The following is an 18,326-nucleotide window of genomic DNA, read 5'->3' as shown; positions in this document are numbered from 1 at the left end:
GTTCAAGAGCTATCTATCTGGAGTCATCATGTCCAACGCGCCAGTGAGCGCGCCGCTCGACGCGGCCGGGTTCGTCAAGAGCAGAATCCGCACGGTGCCCGACTGGCCGCAAGCCGGCGTGCAGTTCCGCGACATCACGCCGTTACTGCAAGACCGTAAATCGTTGCGGGTGCTGATCGATCTGTTCGTGCAGCGCTATATCGACGCGAAGCTCGATTACATCGCCGGACTGGACGCGCGCGGCTTCATCATTGCGCCGATCATCGCGTATGAACTGAACCTCGGCTTCATCCCGATCCGCAAGGCGGGCAAGTTGCCGTACAAAACGGCATCCGAGTCGTATTCGCTCGAGTACGGCACCGCGACCGTCGAAATTCACGTGGACGCGTGCAGTGCGGGCGACCGGATCGTGATCGTCGACGACCTGATCGCGACCGGCGGCACGATGATGGCGGGCAAGACATTGCTCGAACGGCTTGGCGCGGTGGTCGTGGAAGGTGCGGCGATCATCGATCTGCCCGAACTCGGCGGCGCGCAACTGCTGCGCGGCGCGGGTTTGCCGCTCTATACCGTGACGACTTTCGCCGGCGACTGACGACTGATAGCGTTCCCACGTGATGCAGACGTGTCGCCCGATTCTCTGTGTTGATGATCGACTGAGCCTATGCCCAACTTCCTGCTGTTTCTCGCCACGTCCATCGCGATCACACTCGCGCCCGGTCCCGACAATCTGCAAGTGCTCGCGCGCGGTATTTCGCAAGGCCGCGCGGCGGGTCTCGTCGCGGCATGCGGCTTCGCTGCGGGAATCGCGTTTCACACGACGCTGGCGGCGCTCGGCGTTGCCGCGTTGTTGCGCTCGTCGCCGCTCGCGTTCGAAGTCGTGAAACTGGCGGGCGCGGCGTATCTGGTGTGGATCGGCATCAAGGCATTGCGCAGCCAGGGACTCGCGACCGCGCACGCGCGCGCGCCGCAGCCGCTTTCGACCGTGTTCCGGCAAAGCGTGCTCGGCAATATCCTGAATCCGAAGGTGACGCTGTTCTTCGTCGTGTTTCTGCCGCAATTCGTGAATCTGCACGGCACGCAGAATGTGACGCTGCAAATGCTCGAACTCGGCGCGCTGTTCATGTTGCAGACCGTGGTGGTGTTTTCGCTGTTCGGCGTGTGCGCGGGCATGATCGGCGCGTGGTTGAAGCGTCGGCCGCGCGTGGGCGTGTGGCTCGACCGGCTGGCCGGCGCGACCTTTATCGCGATCGGCATTCGCGTCGCGCTGCGCGACTAGGACGAACCATGACGTTGCCTTGCATCATCGCCGCGCGCCAGTTCGATCCCGCCGCGCATCGTGCGTTCTGGATCGATGCGCAGGCCGTCGGCTGGATCCGCGTGACGGATTTGCCTTTGCTCGAACGCTGGCCGGATATTTTCGAGTTCGACGCGGATCGCGTGACGCTGTCGGCCGCTTTCGATACCGTGGATTTGCGCAGTGCCGCGTTGGGCGCGGTGATCGGCGCGCTCGCTGCCGACGGCCGGATTCCGGGCTGGCGCAACGAGACCTACGCGATCCGCAACGCGTTCGATGCACCGCCGCTGGCGTATATCGAACGCGCGGCCTCGCGCTTCTTCGGCACGCTGACCTACGCGGTGCATCTGAACGGCGTCGTAGAATATGCGGATCGCGCGCCGCTGATGTGGATCGCGCGGCGCAGCGACACCAAGGCAACTGATCCAGGCATGCTCGACAACGTCGTCGCGGGCGGGATTGGTTGGGGCTTTAGCGTCGCACAGACAATCATCAAGGAATGCTGGGAAGAAGCCGGTATTCCGGAAGAGATTGCCGGGCGCGCGGTGGCGGGGCGGACGGTTCATGTCTTGCAGACCTTGCCGGAGGGCACGCAATCCGAGCAGATTTTTATTTACGATCTCGCGTTGCCGTCGCCGGAAGAATTCGCGCCGCGCAATCAGGATGGCGAAGTGGGCGAGCATCGGCTTGCGCGCATCGATGAAATCGCGGCCTGGATCGAAGCCGGCGCGATGACGGTGGATGCGAGTCTCGCGACGCTCGACTGTCTGTTGCGGCGCCGCTGGATCGACGAAGAAGCGTGCACGGGAATCGACGCGTTATTCGTTGCCGCGACTGTTTAGGATTATCTGTTCGCGTGCGCGCGATCCGTTTTGACGGATCGCGGCATATCGAACGGTTCACGCATTGAAAGAAGGGAGTCACCCAGGTCATGTCGACCGATCACAGCTTTATTCTCAAACTGTCGTGCGCCGACCGGCCCGGCATCGTCCACGCGGTCTCGGGCTTTTTGTTCGAGCGTGGCAGCAATATTCTCGACTCGGCGCAGTTTGGCGACAGCCATACGGGTGAGTTCTTTATGCGGGTGCATTTCCAGCAGGTGGGCGGCGACCCCGGTCTGGACGCATTGCGGACGTCGTTCGGGCTGTTAGCCGATGAATTCGGCATGCGTTGGGAGTTGCACGATGCGTCGGTGAAGCCGCGTGTGGTGATCATGGTGTCGAAGATCGGACACTGTCTGAACGACCTGTTGTTCCGGTATCGCACGGGACAACTGGCGATCGAGATTCCGGCGATTATCTCCAATCACAAGGAGTTCTATCAGCTGGCCGCGTCGTACGATATTCCGTTCCATCATTTCCCGTTGCTGGGCGGCACAGCTGACGCGAAGGCTGCGCAGGAAGCGCGCGTGCTGGAAGTGATTGGCGAGCACCGGGCGGATCTGGTTGTGCTTGCGCGCTATATGCAGATTTTGTCGCCGCAATTGTGTGAAAGCCTGGCTGGACGTGCGATCAATATTCACCATTCGTTCTTGCCGAGTTTCAAGGGCGCGAAGCCTTATTATCAGGCGTTCGATCGTGGTGTTAAGTTGATTGGCGCGACCGCGCATTATGTGACGACCGATCTGGACGAAGGCCCGATTATCGAGCAGGAAGTCGAGCGGGTCGATCACAGCATGACGCCGGATCAGCTCACCGCGATTGGGCGTGATGTGGAGTGTGTGACGCTCGCGCGTGCCGTGAAGTGGCATGTTGAGCATCGGATTTTGATTAATGGGAGTAAGACGGTGGTGTTTAGGGCTAAAGGTTTGGTTTTTGGTTTTGTTTTTGTTTTTGCGGTTGTCCCGGTTTCGCGGTGGTCTGCCTGGATCGTCCCTGTGCGGGACCGCACCTACTTTTCTTTGCTCGCGCAAAGAAAAGTAGGCAAAAGAAAGCGCGTTTGCACCGACGCTTCGTAGCGAGTGGCGTCGGTTCATTTACCGGTAGTGGACCGCGCACGATTTGAGTTGCCGCACCGCTTAACGTGGTGACAAGGCAGTCATTCGTTCCGGCTGTTCGCTTCGCGACAGCCGATGGGCACAGCCCCGTCTTTATCTCTCGGCGCCATTCGCGCGCTGCGCTCCGTCTGTCACAACACCCACTTTCCTGGCATGCGCCGGTCTAGTCTCGCGCGCAAAATTCCTGGCTACGCGGAACGTCGAAACCGTCGTGAAGGCGGGTGAATGCCGTGGGGCAAACTGGGCTTTGGGCCGGGTGCTGGAGTTGTCGTGAAGGCTGGCGAATCGCGTGGCGTGAACCGAGTTTTGAGCTGACGCCGGAACCGTCGAAAAGACAGGCGATGGTGTGGCGCAAACCGGGCTTCGATCCGACGCAGGAACAGTCGAAAATACGGGCGAATGCCGTGCCGCAAAGCGGGCTTCGATCCGGCGCCGGAACAGTCGAAGCGGCGGGCAAATGACGTGGCGAAAATAGGTTTTTGAAGCAGGCTACCGCCGCGAAGCGGGCGGGATGTGCGGGCGCGGACCACCACGTCAGGCGGCGCGGCAACTCCAAACGTGCGCGGTCCACTACCCGTTCTGAAAGGACGCCACTCGCTACGAAGTGTCGGTGTAAACGCGCTTTCTTTTGCCTACTTTTCTTTGCGCGAGCAAAGAAAAGTAGGTGCGGTCCCGCACAGGGACGATCCAGGCAGACCACCGCGAAACCGGGACAACCGCAAAAACAAAAACAAAACCAAAAACCAAAAACCAAATCAAAACCTGGCCGCCGCGCCAGCGGCCCGAGCCTTCGCCCCTTCAGCCGCCTTCCTCCTGGCATTCAACTTCTTCAACCAGATCATCAACCCCGTCGCACTCAACACCGCGACCAAAACCCCCAAAACACTCACCAGAATCCGCCCACCCAATCCAATAATTCGACCCGAATGCAACGGAAACTGCGCCTGCATGAAGATATCCCCCGCCGACCCCGTCCCCGGTATCGACGATCCCACCAGCTTCCCATTCAACGCATCGAAATAAAGCCACGGATTACCCAACCCGGCTCCGCCATGCTCATTCCCGGCCGCGAAAAATCCGATCGCGTAAGCATGCAATCCCGGCACCCAGTACAACGCGCCAGGCGGCACGCCGAGTTGCTTGTCCTTGCCGGTCTGCGCAGCAATTTCAACGATCCGCTCTCGGCTGACCGGCTTCTCGCCGGCCCCCGGCGCACGCAACAACGCAGGAATATCGACGAGGTTCGGACTCAATGTGGATACCGTCGAGACCACCGGCCGCACCACCGGATCCGACAGATTCATCGAGATCGACGTCAGCGCCATGATCCCGAGTAAGCCCCAGATCCACACGCCGCCGGAACGGTGCAGGTCGAACGTCAACGCATACCCGCCGCGCTTCACGCGAAACGCGAACGACTTGCGCCACGCCTTCGGGCTCGGAAACGACAGCACCAGCGCAATCACGCTGTCGAACAGCCACACGATCCCCACACATCCCATCAACCACGTGCCCCAATCGATGCCGCCCGTGAACGGCAATTGCAACGTGTAATGCAGCTTGTAGATGAACGGAATCAGGTTCAGACGCGTCACCGAAAACGCGCCCCACTCACGACGGCCCTGAACCTCGCCGGTCGATGGATCGACGGCGATCTGCGAGAAATCCACCGTATAAGGCTGCCCCGTCGACGGGTTGGTGCGCGGCATCACCATCGCCTGCAACGTTTGACCCGGCTCGATCGACAGCGGTAAATACGTGACCTCGATGCGCGGATCGGCGGCTTCGATACGGTGCGACAACTCGACCGGCGATAACGGCGTGCCCTGCGTCCGCGCGTTGTAAAACGACGGATTCAGCAACGCGTCCAGTTCGTGGTCCCACGCGATGATCGCGCCCGTCAACCCGGCGAGAAAGAGAAATAGCGCCGTGCCCACGCCAAACCAGCGGTGTAGCTGCACCAGCACCGGCCTCATGCGTGCGCTGACCGCAAGGCGGTCCCATTCGTTGTTTTTTGTTGCATCGGCGGCGGTATCGATTGGTGAAATGGCGGCGGTGATTTCGTTCGACGGGCAACCCTCGCGTCACGACCAGCCTGAAACGAAAACATTCGCGCAGTGATTGCGCAAATGGGAATTATTCGCATCTTAAGGGCCGTTGGCCGCTGTAGCAAGACTTTCGTAAGCCTTTCATGCGTCGACGCGTTGGAAGGGCTCGATCGCGAACCTTTTTAAACGGGCGTTGCGCGCGAGTGCCTGAGCGGTCGGGGTGCGTCAACTGCGGCAAAATGTCGCAGTTTGGAATTTACAAATACAGTACAGATTTTGGCAATATTCGGCCCCGTTACTAGTGAGAATTATTCTCATTAGCAGATTGCGATACGATCGACGGGGACTGACACATGGAAGGCGGAGTTCAAAAAGCGGGCGGTGTGATGCGGGCGTGGCGCCTGCGACCGATGCACGTCGCGGTAGTCGTGGCGTTCGCCGCGAGTCAAAGCGCATTCGCGCAACAAACGGATGCCGCCTCGACCGACGCGACCAGCGCAACGAGCGCATCCAGCACAACCGCCGCGCCGGACCACGCGCTGCCGACCGTCAAGGTGACAGGCGCGGCCGCCGATGCGTCGTTGCAAAACCTGAACCAGGACGTCGGTGGCGGCGCGCTCGGCGCACGCTCGCAACTCGACACGCCGTTCTCGACCACGGTCGTCACCACCCAGCAACTGCAGGACATGCAGCCGATCAAGCTCGGCCAGGTCTTCGCGCAGGACGCATCGGTGTCGGACAACAGCAATCCGTACAACGCGTGGGCGGCGTATGTATCGGTGCGCGGGATGCAACTCGACTGGCAGAACGGTTTCAAGATCGACGGCATGCCGTACAACGGCTACGGCATCACGATGCCGTATGAACAGCTCGAACGCGTCGAATTGCTGAAGGGCCTGTCGGGCTTCATGTACGGGTTCGGCTCGCCGGGCGGCGTGGTGAACTACGTGACGAAGAAACCGCCGCAAAACGACACGCCAATCCGCAGCGTCGACGTCGGTTATCACAGCGACGGCGTCTGGTCCGAGCATCTGGATCTGGGCGGCCGCATCGGTCCGGACAGCATGTTCGGCTATCGCCTGAATGCGACGCACGAAGAAGGACAGACGTATAACGACGGCGACGTTCGCCGCGACACGTTCTCGTTCGCCGGCGACGCGCGCATCACGCGCGACCTGACCGCAACTTTCAGCGCGCTGTATCAGGATCGCCACGGTTCCGGCTTCACGTCGTCGATCTACACCGGTCTCTACACAGGCACGTCGTTGCCGGGCGTGGTCAGCGGCGGCAGCAACAATCTGTCGGTGGCCGACCAGCATCTGGACACCAACCTTCAGTTGTACACCGCCGGTCTGCGCTACAACCTGAACGACAACTGGACGCTGAGCACGACCTACAGCTTCAGCAAGACGATGCGTTACCGGAACGAGAGCACGTACTACCTCGAAGACGCTGCCGGCGACTACTCGGACGCCCGCTACGCCGGTAACGAAGGCCATCACATGACGGCCTGGCAGGCAATGGCCGAAGGCAACGTGAAGACCGGTCCGCTGCAGCATCAGATCGTGCTGGGCGTCGCGTATCAACGTCAGACCAACGACTACGAAGCGACCTCGTTCTACGACACGATCGGCACCGGCAACCTGTATCAGCCGAACACCAATCACTACGACAGCTACGGCCAGCAGTTCAACACGTACCGTAACGCCGACATCACGCAGAAAGCCGCGTTCGCCAGCGACACGATCAAGCTGACGAGCCGCTGGTCGGTGCTCGGTGGCGTGCGTTACACGAACTACGAGCAGCACGGCTACGCGCTCGGCGGCGCAACCACGTCGACATACACGCAAAACGGCGTCGTCACGCCGAGCGTCGCGCTGATGTTCAAGCTGACGCCGCAGACCACGCTGTACACGAGCTACGTCGAATCGCTGGAAGCGGGCAGCATCGTCGGGACCACGTATTCGAACGCGGGCGAGCAGTTGAAGCCGCTGCGCAGCAAGCAATACGAAGTGGGCGTGAAGACCGAAAACTCGCGCTGGAGCGCGACGGCTGCGCTGTTCCGCATCGAACGCGGCGCCGAATACGCGAACAGCTCGAATGTGTACGTGCAGGACGGCGAGTCGATCTTCCAGGGCGTCGAAGCGGGCACGGACGTGCATATCGGCAATCACTGGACGGTCGGTGGCGACGTGATGTGGATCGCGACGAAGTACGACAAGGGTTCGTCGTACGACGGCAATCGCGTCGCGGGTGCGCCGGGCTTCGTCGCGGCAGCACACGTGAACTACGCCGTGCCTTACGTGCCGGGCCTGAATGTGGGCGCGGACATGAAGTACACGGGCAACACGTCGGTGCGTCCGGCCGGCGACCTGAAGACTGCGGGCTACACGCTGTTCAACGTGGGCGCGAGCTATTCGACGAAGATCGGCGGCTACGGTGTGACGCTGCGTGCCGCGCTCGACAACATCACGAACCGCCGTTACTGGATGTTCCAGTACGCCGACTACATCGCGCCGGGCGATCCGCGCACGGTGTCGTTGAATGCACGGATCGACTTCTGATCGGGCGGGTTCAGGAAACAAAAAAGGCGGCGCAGATGCGCCGCCTTTTTTTCGTCTACCGCGATTCGATCGACTGTTTCAAACCAGCCGCAAATAGATCAGCTCACGCTTGAGATACGCATAGAAAATCGGTGCGGCGACCACGCCGGGCACGCCGAACGCCGCTTCCATCACCAGCATCGCGACCAGCAATTCCCACGCGCGTGCTTCGATCTGTCCACCGACGATACGCGCGTTCAGGAAATATTCGAGCTTGTGAATCAGGATCAGGAAGATCAGCGCCGTGACCGCCGCCGGAAAACTGACCGACAGCGCCACCGCGACGATGATCGTGTTCGAGATCAGATTGCCGATGACAGGCAGCAGACCGACGATAAACGTCACCAGCACCAGCGTTTTCGACAGCGGCAAACGCTGATGGAAGAGCGGCAGGAAGATCAGCAGGAACAGGCCGGTGAATACGGCATTGATCGCCGAGATCTTGACCTGCGCGAAGACGATCCGGCGAAACGCGTCGGCGAAGCGCGACACGCGCGTGACGAAGGCGGTGGACAGCGGCAGACGCTGCATTTGCCGCTGCGCGCCGATCGCGATGATCGCACCGATGATCATGCCGATCAGGATATGCGTGAACGCGCGCGCCGCGCTCTTGCCGCCTTGCTGCAACATGCCGGCATTCTGCTGCATCAGCGCGGCGGCTTTTTCCTTCATCTGCTCGGTGTCGACCGGCAACGACGACGCGATGAACTGCGGAATCCGTCCGCGCGCCTGGTCGATCAACTGCATGGCCTGATCGAGCAGCTTCTGCACGCTCGGTACATCGTTCTCGAAATGCTCGATGATGCCGACCGTCAGCCCCGTCAGCACGCCGACGATCACCGCGGACAGAATCACCACCGACAGCCAGCGCGCGCGCTTGCTCGACATATGCTTTTCGATGCGCGGTGAAAGCATGTGCACCAGCTGAAACACCAGCATTCCGGCGAGCATCGCGCCGAGCAGCTTCAACTCCAGCACACCCCACATCGCGAGCAGCATCATCACGTAGCTGCCGATTTCGACTGCTGACAGCTTTGGCAGGCTCATGTCGCTGGTGAGCCTGACCGGGCGAGGCCGCAGATCTTGCACGTGCCCGTTATCGGGCGCCTCGTTACGCTTGCGCATGGCTTGGTTCCATCTCCGACTCTGGTTTCGCCGCGCGCGGAATGTCGTCCGGACGCTGCGTCATTTCCTGGCTGCCGCACGTTTGAGCAGCGGCGCCAGATATTTCCCGGTAAAACTTGCCTTCGACTTCGCGACTTGCTCCGGCGTGCCTTGCGCAATGATCTGACCGCCGCCGGCGCCGCCTTCGGGACCAAGATCGATCACCCAATCGGCAGTTTTGATTACATCGAGATTATGCTCGATGATCACCACGGTATTACCCTGGTCGCGCAAACGATGAATCACTTCGAGCAGCAACGCGATGTCATGAAAGTGCAGTCCTGTTGTGGGTTCGTCCAGGATATACAGAGTGCGACCCGTATCGCGCTTGCTCAGTTCCAGCGATAGTTTGACGCGCTGCGCTTCGCCGCCCGACAACGTGGTCGCCGACTGGCCGAGACGGATATAGCCCAGACCCACGTCGAGCAGCGTTTTCAGCTTGCGCGCGACCACCGGCACCGGCTTGAAGAACTCGTATGCGTTCTCCACCGTCAGGTCCAGCACTTCGCTGATGCTCTTGCCCTTGTACTGGACTTCGAGCGTTTCGCGGTTGTAGCGCTTGCCGTGGCACACGTCGCACGGCACGTAGACGTCCGGCAGAAAGTGCATTTCCACCTTGATCACGCCGTCGCCCTGACACGCTTCGCAGCGTCCGCCTTTCACGTTGAACGAGAAGCGCCCGACGTCGTAGCCGCGTTCCTTCGCGGACGGCACGCCGGCGAACAGTTCACGGATCGGCGTGAAGAGGCCCGTGTACGTGGCCGGGTTCGAGCGCGGCGTGCGGCCGATCGGCGATTGATCGACATTGATGACCTTGTCGAAATGTTCGAGGCCTTCGATCGATTCATACGGCGCCGGCTCCGTCGACGATCCGTACAGATGCTGCGACACCGCGTGGTACAGCGTGTCGTTGATCAGCGTGGACTTGCCCGAACCGGACACGCCGGTAATGCAGGTCAGCAAGCCGACCGGCAGATCGAGCGTGACGTTCTTCAGATTGTTGCCGTACGCCTCGACGATTCGCAACTGGCGTTCGTCGGGTGAGCGGCGTTCGTCCGGATATTCGATATTGAGCGCGCCGGACAGATACTGGCCGGTCATCGACGCGGGGTCGGCTTCGACCTGTTTCGGCGTGCCTTCCGCGATCACCATGCCGCCGTGCTCGCCCGCGCCCGGTCCCATGTCGACCACGTAATCGGCCATCCGGATCATGTCTTCGTCGTGCTCGACCACGATCACGGAATTGCCGAGATCGCGCAGATGCTTGAGCGTCGCGATCAGCCGGTCGTTGTCACGCTGATGCAGACCGATCGACGGTTCGTCGAGCACGTACATCACGCCGGTCAGGCCGGAGCCGATCTGCGACGCCAGCCGGATGCGCTGCGCTTCGCCGCCCGACAGCGTTTCCGCGCTGCGCTCCAGCGACAGGTAATCGAGCCCGACGTTGTTCAGGAACATCAGACGCGCGACGATTTCCTTGATTACGCGGTCGGCGATGTCGCGTTTCGCGCCTTCCAGACGCAGCGTCTGGAAATAGCCGAGCGCGTCGCGCAGCGCCCAGCCGCTGATTTCGTAGATGCCGCGCGCGTCGCCGTCGTTGCCGATCCGCACGAATCTCGCTTCGCGGCGCAGGCGCGTGCCGGCGCAATGCGGACACGCCTGATTGTTCTGATACTTCGCGAGTTCTTCGCGGACTGCGACGGAATCCGTCTCGCGATAGCGCCGCTCCAGATTCGGGATGATCCCTTCGAACACATGCTCGCGAATCGACGTGCGGCCGCGCTCGTTCATATAAGAGAACGGAATGGCCTGCTTGCCGGAGCCGAACAGCAGGATCTTGCGGACCTTTTCCGGCAGATCCTCGACGGCGGTGTCGATATCGAATTCGTAGAACGCCGCGAGGCTCTGCAGCATCTGGAAGTAGAACTGGTTGCGCCGGTCCCAGCCCTTCACCGCGCCCGCCGCCAGCGACAGCGACGGATGCGCGACCACCCGTTTCGGATCGAAGAACGTGATCTGGCCGAGGCCGTCACATTCCGGACACGCGCCCATCGGGTTGTTGAACGAGAACAGACGCGGTTCGAGTTCCTGAAGCGAGTACGAGCAGATCGGACACGCGAACTTCGAGCTGAACAGATGTTCCTTGTCCGTATCCATTTCGAGCGCGATCGCGCGGCCGTCGGCGAGGCGCAACGCGGTTTCGAAAGATTCGGCCAGCCGCTGCTTCATATCGTCGCGGACCTTGAGCCGGTCCACGACCACGTCGATGGTGTGTTTGTCGTTTTTCTTCAGCTTCGGCAGCGAGTCGACGTCATAGATTTTTGCCTCGCCTTCGTTCGCGGTGCCGCCGCCCGAACGCACCCGGAAGCGGATGAAACCTTGCGCCTGCATCGCCTCGAACAGCTCGGCGTGCTCGCCCTTGCGGTTCGCGATCACGGGCGCGAGGATCATCAGCCGGGTGTCTTCGGGCAGCGCGAGCGCCGCGTCGACCATCTGCGACACGCTTTGCGCTTCGAGCGGAATCTCGTGGTCGGGGCAGTACGGCGTGCCCACGCGCGCGAACAGCAGCCGCAGATAGTCGTGGATTTCCGTGACCGTGCCGACCGTGGAACGCGGGTTGTGCGACGTCGCTTTCTGTTCGATCGAGATCGCAGGCGACAATCCTTCGATCAGATCGACGTCGGGTTTCTCCATCAGTTGCAGGAATTGCCGGGCGTATGCGGACAGACTTTCGACGTAGCGCCGCTGTCCTTCCGCATAGAGCGTATCGAAGGCAAGCGACGATTTTCCCGAGCCAGACAAGCCGGTAATGACGACCAGTTTGTGACGCGGAAGATCGAGGCTGACGTTCTTCAGGTTGTGGGTACGAGCCCCACGGATACGGATTTGTTCCACGCGTTGATCCATGCCCTGACGGAAAGAAGAAGAGGCTAAACCTGCTACTATAACGACTTTTCAAGACCGTCGTGACAGCTCGCTGACAGCTTGTAATAACCGTCCAGCGGGCTTCGGGGCGATGGTCATGTGTCGCGGCGAGTGCTTTCAAGATGAGGCCGTTCGCTGCGTCTGCAAGACGCACACAATCGCAGCCTTCCAGCGCAACAGCAGGTTCCAGGCCGAAGCGCCGAACCGCATGTTTGACCTGCCGCCAGTTCATTCCAAAAACGTTCCCGATGTCCAATCCATCTGCTACTACTTCACGCATGAGCGCGCCTGAAATGCGCGCGACCGTGTCACTTGCGGCCATTTTCGCGCTCCGCATGCTGGGCCTGTTCATGATCATGCCGGTGTTTTCGATCTACGCGAAGACGATTCCCGGCGGCGACAACGTGTTGCTGGTCGGGATTGCGCTCGGCGCTTACGGCGTCACACAATCGTTGCTGTATATCTTTTACGGCTGGGTGTCCGACAAGATCGGCCGCAAGCCGGTGATCGCAATCGGCCTCGCGATCTTCGCGATCGGCAGTTTCGTTGCGGCGGGCGCGCACGATATGACGTGGATCATCGTCGGACGGGTGATCCAGGGGATGGGCGCGGTGTCGTCGGCGGTGATCGCGTTTATCGCCGATCTGACGCGCGAAGAAAACCGCACCAAGGCGATGGCGATGGTCGGCGGCAGCATCGGCGTGTCGTTCGCGGTGGCGATCGTCGGGGCGCCGGTGGTGTTCCACTACGTCGGCATGAGCGGTCTGTTCACGCTGGTCGGCGTGTTCTCGATCCTCGCGATCGGCGTCGTGCTGTGGGTCGTGCCGAGCGCGCCGAAGCCGGTTCACGTGCGCGCGCCGTTCTCCGAAGTGCTGCACAACGTCGAGTTGCTGCGCCTCAATTTCGGCGTGCTGGTGCTGCACGCGACGCAAACCGCGTTGTTCCTCGTCGTGCCGCGCATTCTCGAAGACGGCGGCTTGCCGGTCGCGTCGCACTGGAAGGTGTACCTGCCGGTGATGGGTCTTGCGTTCGTGATGATGGTTCCGGCCATTATCGCGGCTGAAAAACGCGGCAAGATGAAGATCGTGCTGCTGTCGGCGATCGGGCTTATCCTGATCGGCCAGTTGTTACTCGGCGTCGCTCCGCATACGATTCTAAGTGTGGCCGGGATCCTCTTCGTGTACTTCCTCGGCTTCAATATTCTTGAGGCGTCGCAGCCTTCGCTGGTGTCGAAACTCGCGCCGGGCACGCGCAAGGGCGCGGCTGCCGGCGTGTACAACACCACGCAGTCCATCGGTCTTGCAATGGGCGGGATGCTGGGCGGCTGGTTGCTCAAGGTAGATGGAGAGAGCGCCGTCTTCTTTGCGTGTTCGGGACTCGTATTCTGCTGGCTTATAATCGCCGCAAAGATGAAAGCGCCTCCCGCGCGCAAAGCCTGACAGGCTTTATCGGAACTCAAGGCGGTGGGCTGATCCGCAGCGTTCTTCCGGCCACCGGCCGAAAGATTGACCGCTCTGCGCCGCACCGCCCGTAACGGAATCAACAGGAGAAACTCATGGCATCCGTGAACAAGGTCATTCTCGTCGGCAACCTCGGCGCCGAACCGGAAGTCCGCTATCTTCCGAGCGGCGACGCAGTGGCGAACATTCGCCTTGCGACGACGGACCGGTACAAGGACAAGGCGAGCGGCGAATTCAAGGAAGCGACCGAATGGCACCGCGTGGCGTTCTTCGGCCGTCTGGCCGAGATCGTCAACGAGTATCTGAAGAAGGGCTCGTCGGTGTACATCGAAGGGCGCATCCGCACCCGCAAGTATCAGGCGCAAGACGGCACCGACCGTTACGCGACGGAAATCATCGCTGACCAGATGCAGATGCTCGGCGCCCGCAGCGGCGGCGGCATGGGCGGCGGTGACGAAGGCGGCGGTTACAGCCGTGGCGAGTCGTCGGAACGTAGCGGCGGCGGCGGTGGCGGTCGTTCGATGAGCAGCGGCGGCGGCGGTGGCCGTGGCAACGCGGGTGGCGGCAGCGGCGGCGGTTCGAGCCGCCCGAGCGCGCCGGCGGGCGGCGGCTTCGACGAAATGGACGACGATATTCCGTTCTAACTTCGCATAATCCGAAGCAGTTAAAAAGAACCCCGCCTTTGTGCGGGGTTTTTCTTTTTTATATCGCAGATTGCGAAGGCATGTCGAAAATACACGCGACATTCCACACCGGCGAATCGGGCTCCGGTTGAAAAATCAATATCAAACATGTGACACATCCGCAGCAACGAATTGAAAGACGCGCGTTTGACACGTCCCCAATTTATCGCGTCTTCCGGGTGACGCTGCTATGGCATAATTTTTTCCGGGATCTGTCGCAAAAAGCTGCTGGGTGCTTTGTGCAATGGCCGATTCGCGGCTCATGACCGTCGTATTCCGTCAGCCGCCATTCCCCGGAAATTTTCGCTTTCACATCGCATAGCGCGATGTTTCAAGTGGTCTCCGCTGCGCAATCATCAGGCTTTTTAAAAACGCCCACAACCGTAATTCAGGTTGTGGGTTTTTTATGGTGCGCCAGAAACGACGCGTTTCGTACGATTTAAACGTGGCGTGAAAGTTTTACCTCTCCGGTCCGATTTCCACCGGTGGTGCGTGATCGAAACTCGCAGGGCAACTTCACCGGATTCGCCGGTTTATTCGTCATGCTTCGCAATCGTTTGCGTTGATCGAGGAAAACTTTTTTCTTTTTGAATTCAAAGGTATTCGTCAGATCAAGTTTTGATCATGGCCTGCCGAAATACGAGCATGAGCGATGAAAACTGATGGAGGAAGCGTGAAGCGGCTGGTTCCAATTTTTCTGGTGTTTCTTGCGATGACCGGATGCGCGCAGTTGCAATCCGGCGATGCCGCCCGCAACGACAAATCGGCCGCAGCCGGCGACGTCATGACATTCGCGATTCCGCCCGACGCGCTCGGCGCACGCGATCCGCAACTCTCTGCCGTGCTCGCCAAAGCCGGCGCAGTCGCCGCCTCGCAGAAAAAGCCGACGACGATTCTCGTCATCGCCTTGAGCCAGGACTTCACCTATCTGAACCAGGCAATCTGGAAGGGCGTGCCCGCGCAGCACGCGCAGAAGATCACCCTCGAAAATCAGACGGCGGGCCTCGGCCAGCCGTACAGCGTGTCGATCCGGGTGACGCCATGACCGCTGCCACGCATCGCCCCACGCTTCACTCCGCCAATCTTCCCGTGACTCTCTTCGCCAGGAACCAGCCGATGTACCGACTCTTTCTCCTGACCGCCGGACTGTTGATGGCCGGCTCCGCGCTGGCCGGTTCGCTCGCCGCCGACGGCCCGTCCGGCGCAAGCGCCATGCAGATCCCCGCCGCCGCCGACAAGGTGTATCCGCCGCTGCCGACGCTCGCGATGCTGCCGCCCGGCAGCGCCGACGACACCGATCCGTTGCCGTCGAAACCCGCGACGCGCTTCAGGAAGAAGTCGCGCGCATCGTCTGCGCCGGCGCAGGAACGCCGGATTTTCAATCCGGCAGCGAAGCTCGTCGTGTCCGACGCGTCGCGCGCGTATCTCGATACGATCGGTCGCCAGCTCGAACTGGCACTGAACAAATGACGGCCGTACGCGAGAGAACCATGTTCATCAAAACCGACCTCGCGGCGCTGCGCGCGCCGCTGTTCCGACGTGTTGCGCGCGCGGTGCGCGGCGCGATGGTGAGCGCGCTGGCGCTGCTCCTCGTGATGATCGCGAACGTCGCGTATGCCGCCGACGGCAAGGAATGCTTCAACGAAGCTGCCGCGTATCAGGGCGTGAACCCGCAGGTGCTGCGCGCGGTCGCGTGGTACGAATCGAAAGGCGACGCGGCGGCGGTTCATCAGAACTCGAACGGCTCGATCGACGTCGGTCAGGCGCAGATCAACTCGATTCACTTCAGCGCGCTCGCCCGGCAAGGCGTACCGCATCGTGCGCTGACCGATCCGTGCGTCAACGTGTATGTCGCTGCGTGGTTGCTGAAGCAGAAGATGATCAAATACGGCAACACGTGGGCCGCAATCGGCGCGTACCACTCGGAATCGCCGAAGCTGCGCGACGCGTACGCGCGCAGCATCCAGAAGATCCTGATTGCGTGGGGCGAATTGCCCACCACGCCTTGAGCGTGTCGCTCGCGTGAAACGGACGAAGCAGGTTATCGACGCATATGCGCGAGCGCATCGCGCATCGGCTGGCTTGAAATGATGATCGGTCCGGAAAACGGCGTGTCGAGATCGACGATCACGTAAATCGCCGACGCGATCGACACCGCGCCGAGCGTGATCGTCACGAGTGCCAGCGCATTGCGCGGTGTGATCAGCCCGAAGCTCAGAAAAATCACCACCAGCCAGAACGCGAGCGTCAGCAGGAACGGTTTCGAGATCGAACTGTGCGCTTCCTCGATCAGTTTCCAGCGCGCATCGACGGCGCGCGCGAACAACGCGTTGCCGTTGTCGCGCAAGGTTTGATGCAGCGAATCGTGCGCGCTCAGCCTGCGCATCTCCACACCCGCCAGATTCAGCATATCGCCCAGCCGCGTGTTTTCCAGCCGGTCGGGCTGCGTCGGTGCGGGCAGATCTTTCGGATAGTCGTCGCCGCTGGGCAGCGTTTCGGACGGCCATGTATTCGCGATCGCGGCCGCCGTGTACGCGCGCAGCAGACGGCGGGTGGAATCGGTATCGCCGCCGTACTCGCGCAAGGTCGTGTCGAGTTCGATCAGCGTCGCCGCGTATGCGCGCAGGTCGTTGCTGGCTGTGTCGAAGCTGCTTTTCGCCGACGCCGTCATCAAACCGAGCACCAGCGCCGCGAATGTCACCAGCATTCCGATCACCAGTTGAACCAGTTGCACCGTCTCGTGCTTCTTGTGCTCTTCCGGCAGCAGCGGACGCACGATCACGCCAATCAGCGTGGCGGTCAGCAACAGCACAAACACCAGAAGCGCGGAGCCGATTTCGTGCATGAGCGCGGTCGGGAGAGGTGAAAGCTTCGTTACTTTCCATCAAGTCGACGCGCGCGGCAAGGCGCGCGACGACGGGGTGCGGTTGCCGACCCGTTCAGCGAACCAGCCAGCCCGCGATCACCGGCATCAGTACCGGCACGACGAACGCGGTGAAGACGCCGTTCAGTCCCATGCCGAGACCGGCGAACGCACCCATTTCCTCGCTGACCTGAAACGCGCGCGCGGTGCCGATTCCGTGTGACGCGATGCCGAGCGCGAAACCACGCACTTCGGGTTCGGTGATACGCAGCAGATTGAGAATCGAGCGTGCGAATACCGCGCCGAATACGCCGGTGGAAATCACCAGCACCGCAGTCAGTGACGGAATTCCACCGATCTCCGTCGCAACGGCCATCGCGATCGGCGTGGTCGCGGATTTGGGCGCGAGCGACGCGATGGTTTGCGACGACGCACCGAACAGCGCCGCGATTCCGACCGCCGACACGATCGCCGTCAACGAACCCGCCACCAGCCCGCCGAGCAGCGGCAACGCCGCGCGCCGCAACTTCGGCCACTGCCGGTACAACGGCAACGCGAGCGCGACGGTCGCCGGGCCGAGCAGAAAGTGGACGAATTGCGCGCCCTCGAAATACGTCAGATACGGCGTATGCGTGACTTCGAGCAACGCGACGAGCAGCGCCACCGCAATCAGCACCGGATTGGCGAGCGGGTTGAAGCGTGCTTTCGCGTAGATCGTCTGGGCGATCAGATAGGCGATCAGCGTGATCGTCAGGCCGAGCAGCGGCGTCGCTTCCAGATACACCCAGATCGCGCCGAGTTTGGGGAGCGCCGTCATCATGCGTTCTCCGCCGATACCATGCCGCGTCGCTGACGGCGCAGCAACGCACGCGTGACCAGCGCGGCAACCGCAATCGCGAGCGTCGTGCTGACCGCGAGCGACACCACCACCGCGAGCGCATCGCCGCGCACCTTGCCCGCCGACACCATGATCCCGACGCCCGCCGGAATGAACAGCAGCGACAGATGACGCAGCAATTCGAGCGCGGTCGGCTCGATCTCGTCGGCGGTGGACGGCCGCATCATCACGAAACCGAACAGCAGCAACATGCCGATCACCGGTCCCGGTACCGGCAGATGAAACACGTAAGACACCCCTTCGCCGAGGCATTGAAATAACAGCAGCGTGGCAAGCGCACGAAGCATCGCTTTGATCCTTGTTAATGATGATTTCCCAATTATCGGGTAAATGTCGTCGCGCCGGATTTTCGACCGAATTAACTGGATCGTGATGGGCCGGTGATTCAG

General features: G+C 61.3%; 16 protein-coding genes and 1 pseudogene. 11 read left to right on the top strand and 6 right to left on the bottom strand.

Going from position 1 to position 18,326, the window contains the following annotated elements:
• The first annotated feature begins 28 nt into the window (after positions 1 to 28).
• The 4 genes and pseudogenes from PW947_RS03945 to purU all read left to right on the top strand — a co-directional run.
• Positions 29 to 595: an adenine phosphoribosyltransferase gene (locus PW947_RS03945; RefSeq protein WP_299629761.1), complete on the top strand. Its 567-nt coding sequence runs from the start codon at positions 29 to 31 to the stop codon at positions 593 to 595.
• A gap of 69 nt (positions 596 to 664) precedes the next feature.
• Positions 665 to 1,279, top strand: coding sequence for a LysE family translocator (locus tag PW947_RS03940; RefSeq protein ID WP_299629760.1), 615 nt, complete (start codon positions 665 to 667; stop codon positions 1,277 to 1,279).
• A gap of 8 nt (positions 1,280 to 1,287) precedes the next feature.
• The gene (locus PW947_RS03935; RefSeq protein ID WP_299629759.1) at positions 1,288 to 2,139 is read left to right on the top strand and encodes an NUDIX hydrolase family protein; all 852 of its coding nucleotides are present in this window, start codon (positions 1,288 to 1,290) and stop codon (positions 2,137 to 2,139) included.
• Positions 2,140 to 2,228: 89 nt separating this feature from the next.
• A pseudogene (gene purU, locus PW947_RS03930) lies at positions 2,229 to 3,095 on the top strand (formyltetrahydrofolate deformylase); the annotation flags it as partial.
• A gap of 953 nt (positions 3,096 to 4,048) precedes the next feature.
• Here purU and PW947_RS03925 read toward each other — a convergent pair.
• Positions 4,049 to 5,269, bottom strand: a complete 1,221-nt coding sequence (locus PW947_RS03925; protein WP_299629758.1) for a PepSY-associated TM helix domain-containing protein — start codon at positions 5,267 to 5,269, stop codon at positions 4,049 to 4,051.
• On the opposite strand from PW947_RS03925, the gene PW947_RS03920 reads away from it, so the two are divergent.
• Together PW947_RS03920 and PW947_RS03915 are read left to right on the top strand one after the other, a co-directional pair.
• The gene (locus PW947_RS03920; protein ID WP_299629757.1) at positions 5,268 to 5,414 is read left to right on the top strand and encodes a hypothetical protein; all 147 of its coding nucleotides are present in this window, start codon (positions 5,268 to 5,270) and stop codon (positions 5,412 to 5,414) included. The genes PW947_RS03925 and PW947_RS03920 overlap by 2 nt on opposite strands.
• A gap of 280 nt (positions 5,415 to 5,694) precedes the next feature.
• Positions 5,695 to 7,905 carry a TonB-dependent receptor gene (locus PW947_RS03915; protein ID WP_299629756.1) on the top strand — a complete coding sequence of 737 codons (2,211 nt, stop codon included), beginning with the start codon at positions 5,695 to 5,697 and terminating at the stop codon, positions 7,903 to 7,905.
• Between the two features lie 78 nt (positions 7,906 to 7,983).
• On the opposite strand, the gene PW947_RS03910 is transcribed toward PW947_RS03915, so the two are convergent.
• Both PW947_RS03910 and uvrA read right to left on the bottom strand, forming a co-directional pair.
• Positions 7,984 to 9,069, bottom strand: a complete 1,086-nt coding sequence (locus tag PW947_RS03910) for a hypothetical protein (protein WP_299629755.1) — start codon at positions 9,067 to 9,069, stop codon at positions 7,984 to 7,986.
• 60 nt (positions 9,070 to 9,129) lie between these two features.
• Positions 9,130 to 12,003: an excinuclease ABC subunit UvrA gene (gene uvrA, locus PW947_RS03905; RefSeq protein ID WP_299629754.1), complete on the bottom strand. Its 2,874-nt coding sequence runs from the start codon at positions 12,001 to 12,003 to the stop codon at positions 9,130 to 9,132.
• Between the two features lie 278 nt (positions 12,004 to 12,281).
• Between uvrA and PW947_RS03900 the strand changes: the two genes are divergently transcribed.
• The 5 genes from PW947_RS03900 to PW947_RS03880 all read left to right on the top strand — a co-directional run bounded on the left by PW947_RS03900 (position 12,282) and on the right by PW947_RS03880 (position 16,185).
• Positions 12,282 to 13,472, top strand: coding sequence for an MFS transporter (locus PW947_RS03900; protein WP_299629753.1), 1,191 nt, complete (start codon positions 12,282 to 12,284; stop codon positions 13,470 to 13,472).
• A gap of 116 nt (positions 13,473 to 13,588) precedes the next feature.
• The gene (locus tag PW947_RS03895) at positions 13,589 to 14,137 is read left to right on the top strand and encodes a single-stranded DNA-binding protein (protein WP_299629752.1); all 549 of its coding nucleotides are present in this window, start codon (positions 13,589 to 13,591) and stop codon (positions 14,135 to 14,137) included.
• A gap of 691 nt (positions 14,138 to 14,828) precedes the next feature.
• Complete coding sequence (locus PW947_RS03890) at positions 14,829 to 15,221, top strand: hypothetical protein (protein WP_299629751.1); 393 nt, start codon at positions 14,829 to 14,831, stop codon at positions 15,219 to 15,221.
• Between the two features lie 71 nt (positions 15,222 to 15,292).
• Complete coding sequence (locus tag PW947_RS03885; protein WP_299629750.1) at positions 15,293 to 15,646, top strand: hypothetical protein; 354 nt, start codon at positions 15,293 to 15,295, stop codon at positions 15,644 to 15,646.
• A gap of 95 nt (positions 15,647 to 15,741) precedes the next feature.
• Positions 15,742 to 16,185, top strand: a complete 444-nt coding sequence (locus PW947_RS03880; RefSeq protein ID WP_299629799.1) for a lytic transglycosylase domain-containing protein — start codon at positions 15,742 to 15,744, stop codon at positions 16,183 to 16,185.
• Between the two features lie 32 nt (positions 16,186 to 16,217).
• Here the strand turns inward: PW947_RS03880 and PW947_RS03875 are convergent, their stop codons facing one another.
• The 3 genes from PW947_RS03875 to PW947_RS03865 form a co-directional block, all read right to left on the bottom strand.
• Positions 16,218 to 17,021 carry a hypothetical protein gene (locus PW947_RS03875; protein WP_299629749.1) on the bottom strand — a complete coding sequence of 268 codons (804 nt, stop codon included), beginning with the start codon at positions 17,019 to 17,021 and terminating at the stop codon, positions 16,218 to 16,220.
• Between the two features lie 94 nt (positions 17,022 to 17,115).
• Positions 17,116 to 17,856 (bottom strand): LrgB family protein, encoded by a 741-nt coding sequence (locus PW947_RS03870; RefSeq protein ID WP_299629798.1) that lies wholly within the window; start codon positions 17,854 to 17,856, stop codon positions 17,116 to 17,118.
• The gene (locus PW947_RS03865) at positions 17,856 to 18,224 is read right to left on the bottom strand and encodes a CidA/LrgA family protein (RefSeq protein WP_299629748.1); all 369 of its coding nucleotides are present in this window, start codon (positions 18,222 to 18,224) and stop codon (positions 17,856 to 17,858) included. Before PW947_RS03865 ends, PW947_RS03870 begins: the two co-directional genes overlap by 1 nt.
• Positions 18,225 to 18,326 lie beyond the last annotated feature (102 nt).

It is taken from the genome of Paraburkholderia sp., assembly GCF_028283785.1.
Classification (GTDB): domain Bacteria; phylum Pseudomonadota; class Gammaproteobacteria; order Burkholderiales; family Burkholderiaceae; genus Paraburkholderia.
Note: the sequence above shows the minus strand (reverse complement) of the source record. Positions and strands in the feature narration are given on the sequence as shown.

Bases quoted from the DNA above. Each gene is read 5' to 3' on its own strand.
- PW947_RS03945 (WP_299629761.1), top strand. From the start codon at position 29: ATGTCCAACGCGCCAGTGAGCGCGCCGCTCGACGCGGCCGGGTTCGTC.
- PW947_RS03940 (WP_299629760.1), top strand. From the start codon at position 665: ATGCCCAACTTCCTGCTGTTTCTCGCCACGTCCATCGCGATCACACTC.
- PW947_RS03935 (WP_299629759.1), top strand. From the start codon at position 1,288: ATGACGTTGCCTTGCATCATCGCCGCGCGCCAGTTCGATCCCGCCGCG.
- PW947_RS03920 (WP_299629757.1), top strand. From the start codon at position 5,268: ATGCGTGCGCTGACCGCAAGGCGGTCCCATTCGTTGTTTTTTGTTGCA.
- PW947_RS03925 (WP_299629758.1), bottom strand. From the start codon at position 5,269: ATGAGGCCGGTGCTGGTGCAGCTACACCGCTGGTTTGGCGTGGGCACG.
- PW947_RS03915 (WP_299629756.1), top strand. From the start codon at position 5,695: ATGGAAGGCGGAGTTCAAAAAGCGGGCGGTGTGATGCGGGCGTGGCGC.
- PW947_RS03910 (WP_299629755.1), bottom strand. From the start codon at position 9,069: ATGCGCAAGCGTAACGAGGCGCCCGATAACGGGCACGTGCAAGATCTG.
- PW947_RS03900 (WP_299629753.1), top strand. From the start codon at position 12,282: ATGTCCAATCCATCTGCTACTACTTCACGCATGAGCGCGCCTGAAATG.
- PW947_RS03895 (WP_299629752.1), top strand. From the start codon at position 13,589: ATGGCATCCGTGAACAAGGTCATTCTCGTCGGCAACCTCGGCGCCGAA.
- PW947_RS03890 (WP_299629751.1), top strand. From the start codon at position 14,829: ATGAAAACTGATGGAGGAAGCGTGAAGCGGCTGGTTCCAATTTTTCTG.
- PW947_RS03885 (WP_299629750.1), top strand. From the start codon at position 15,293: ATGTACCGACTCTTTCTCCTGACCGCCGGACTGTTGATGGCCGGCTCC.
- PW947_RS03880 (WP_299629799.1), top strand. From the start codon at position 15,742: ATGGTGAGCGCGCTGGCGCTGCTCCTCGTGATGATCGCGAACGTCGCG.
- PW947_RS03875 (WP_299629749.1), bottom strand. From the start codon at position 17,021: ATGCACGAAATCGGCTCCGCGCTTCTGGTGTTTGTGCTGTTGCTGACC.
- PW947_RS03870 (WP_299629798.1), bottom strand. From the start codon at position 17,856: ATGACGGCGCTCCCCAAACTCGGCGCGATCTGGGTGTATCTGGAAGCG.
- PW947_RS03865 (WP_299629748.1), bottom strand. From the start codon at position 18,224: ATGCTTCGTGCGCTTGCCACGCTGCTGTTATTTCAATGCCTCGGCGAA.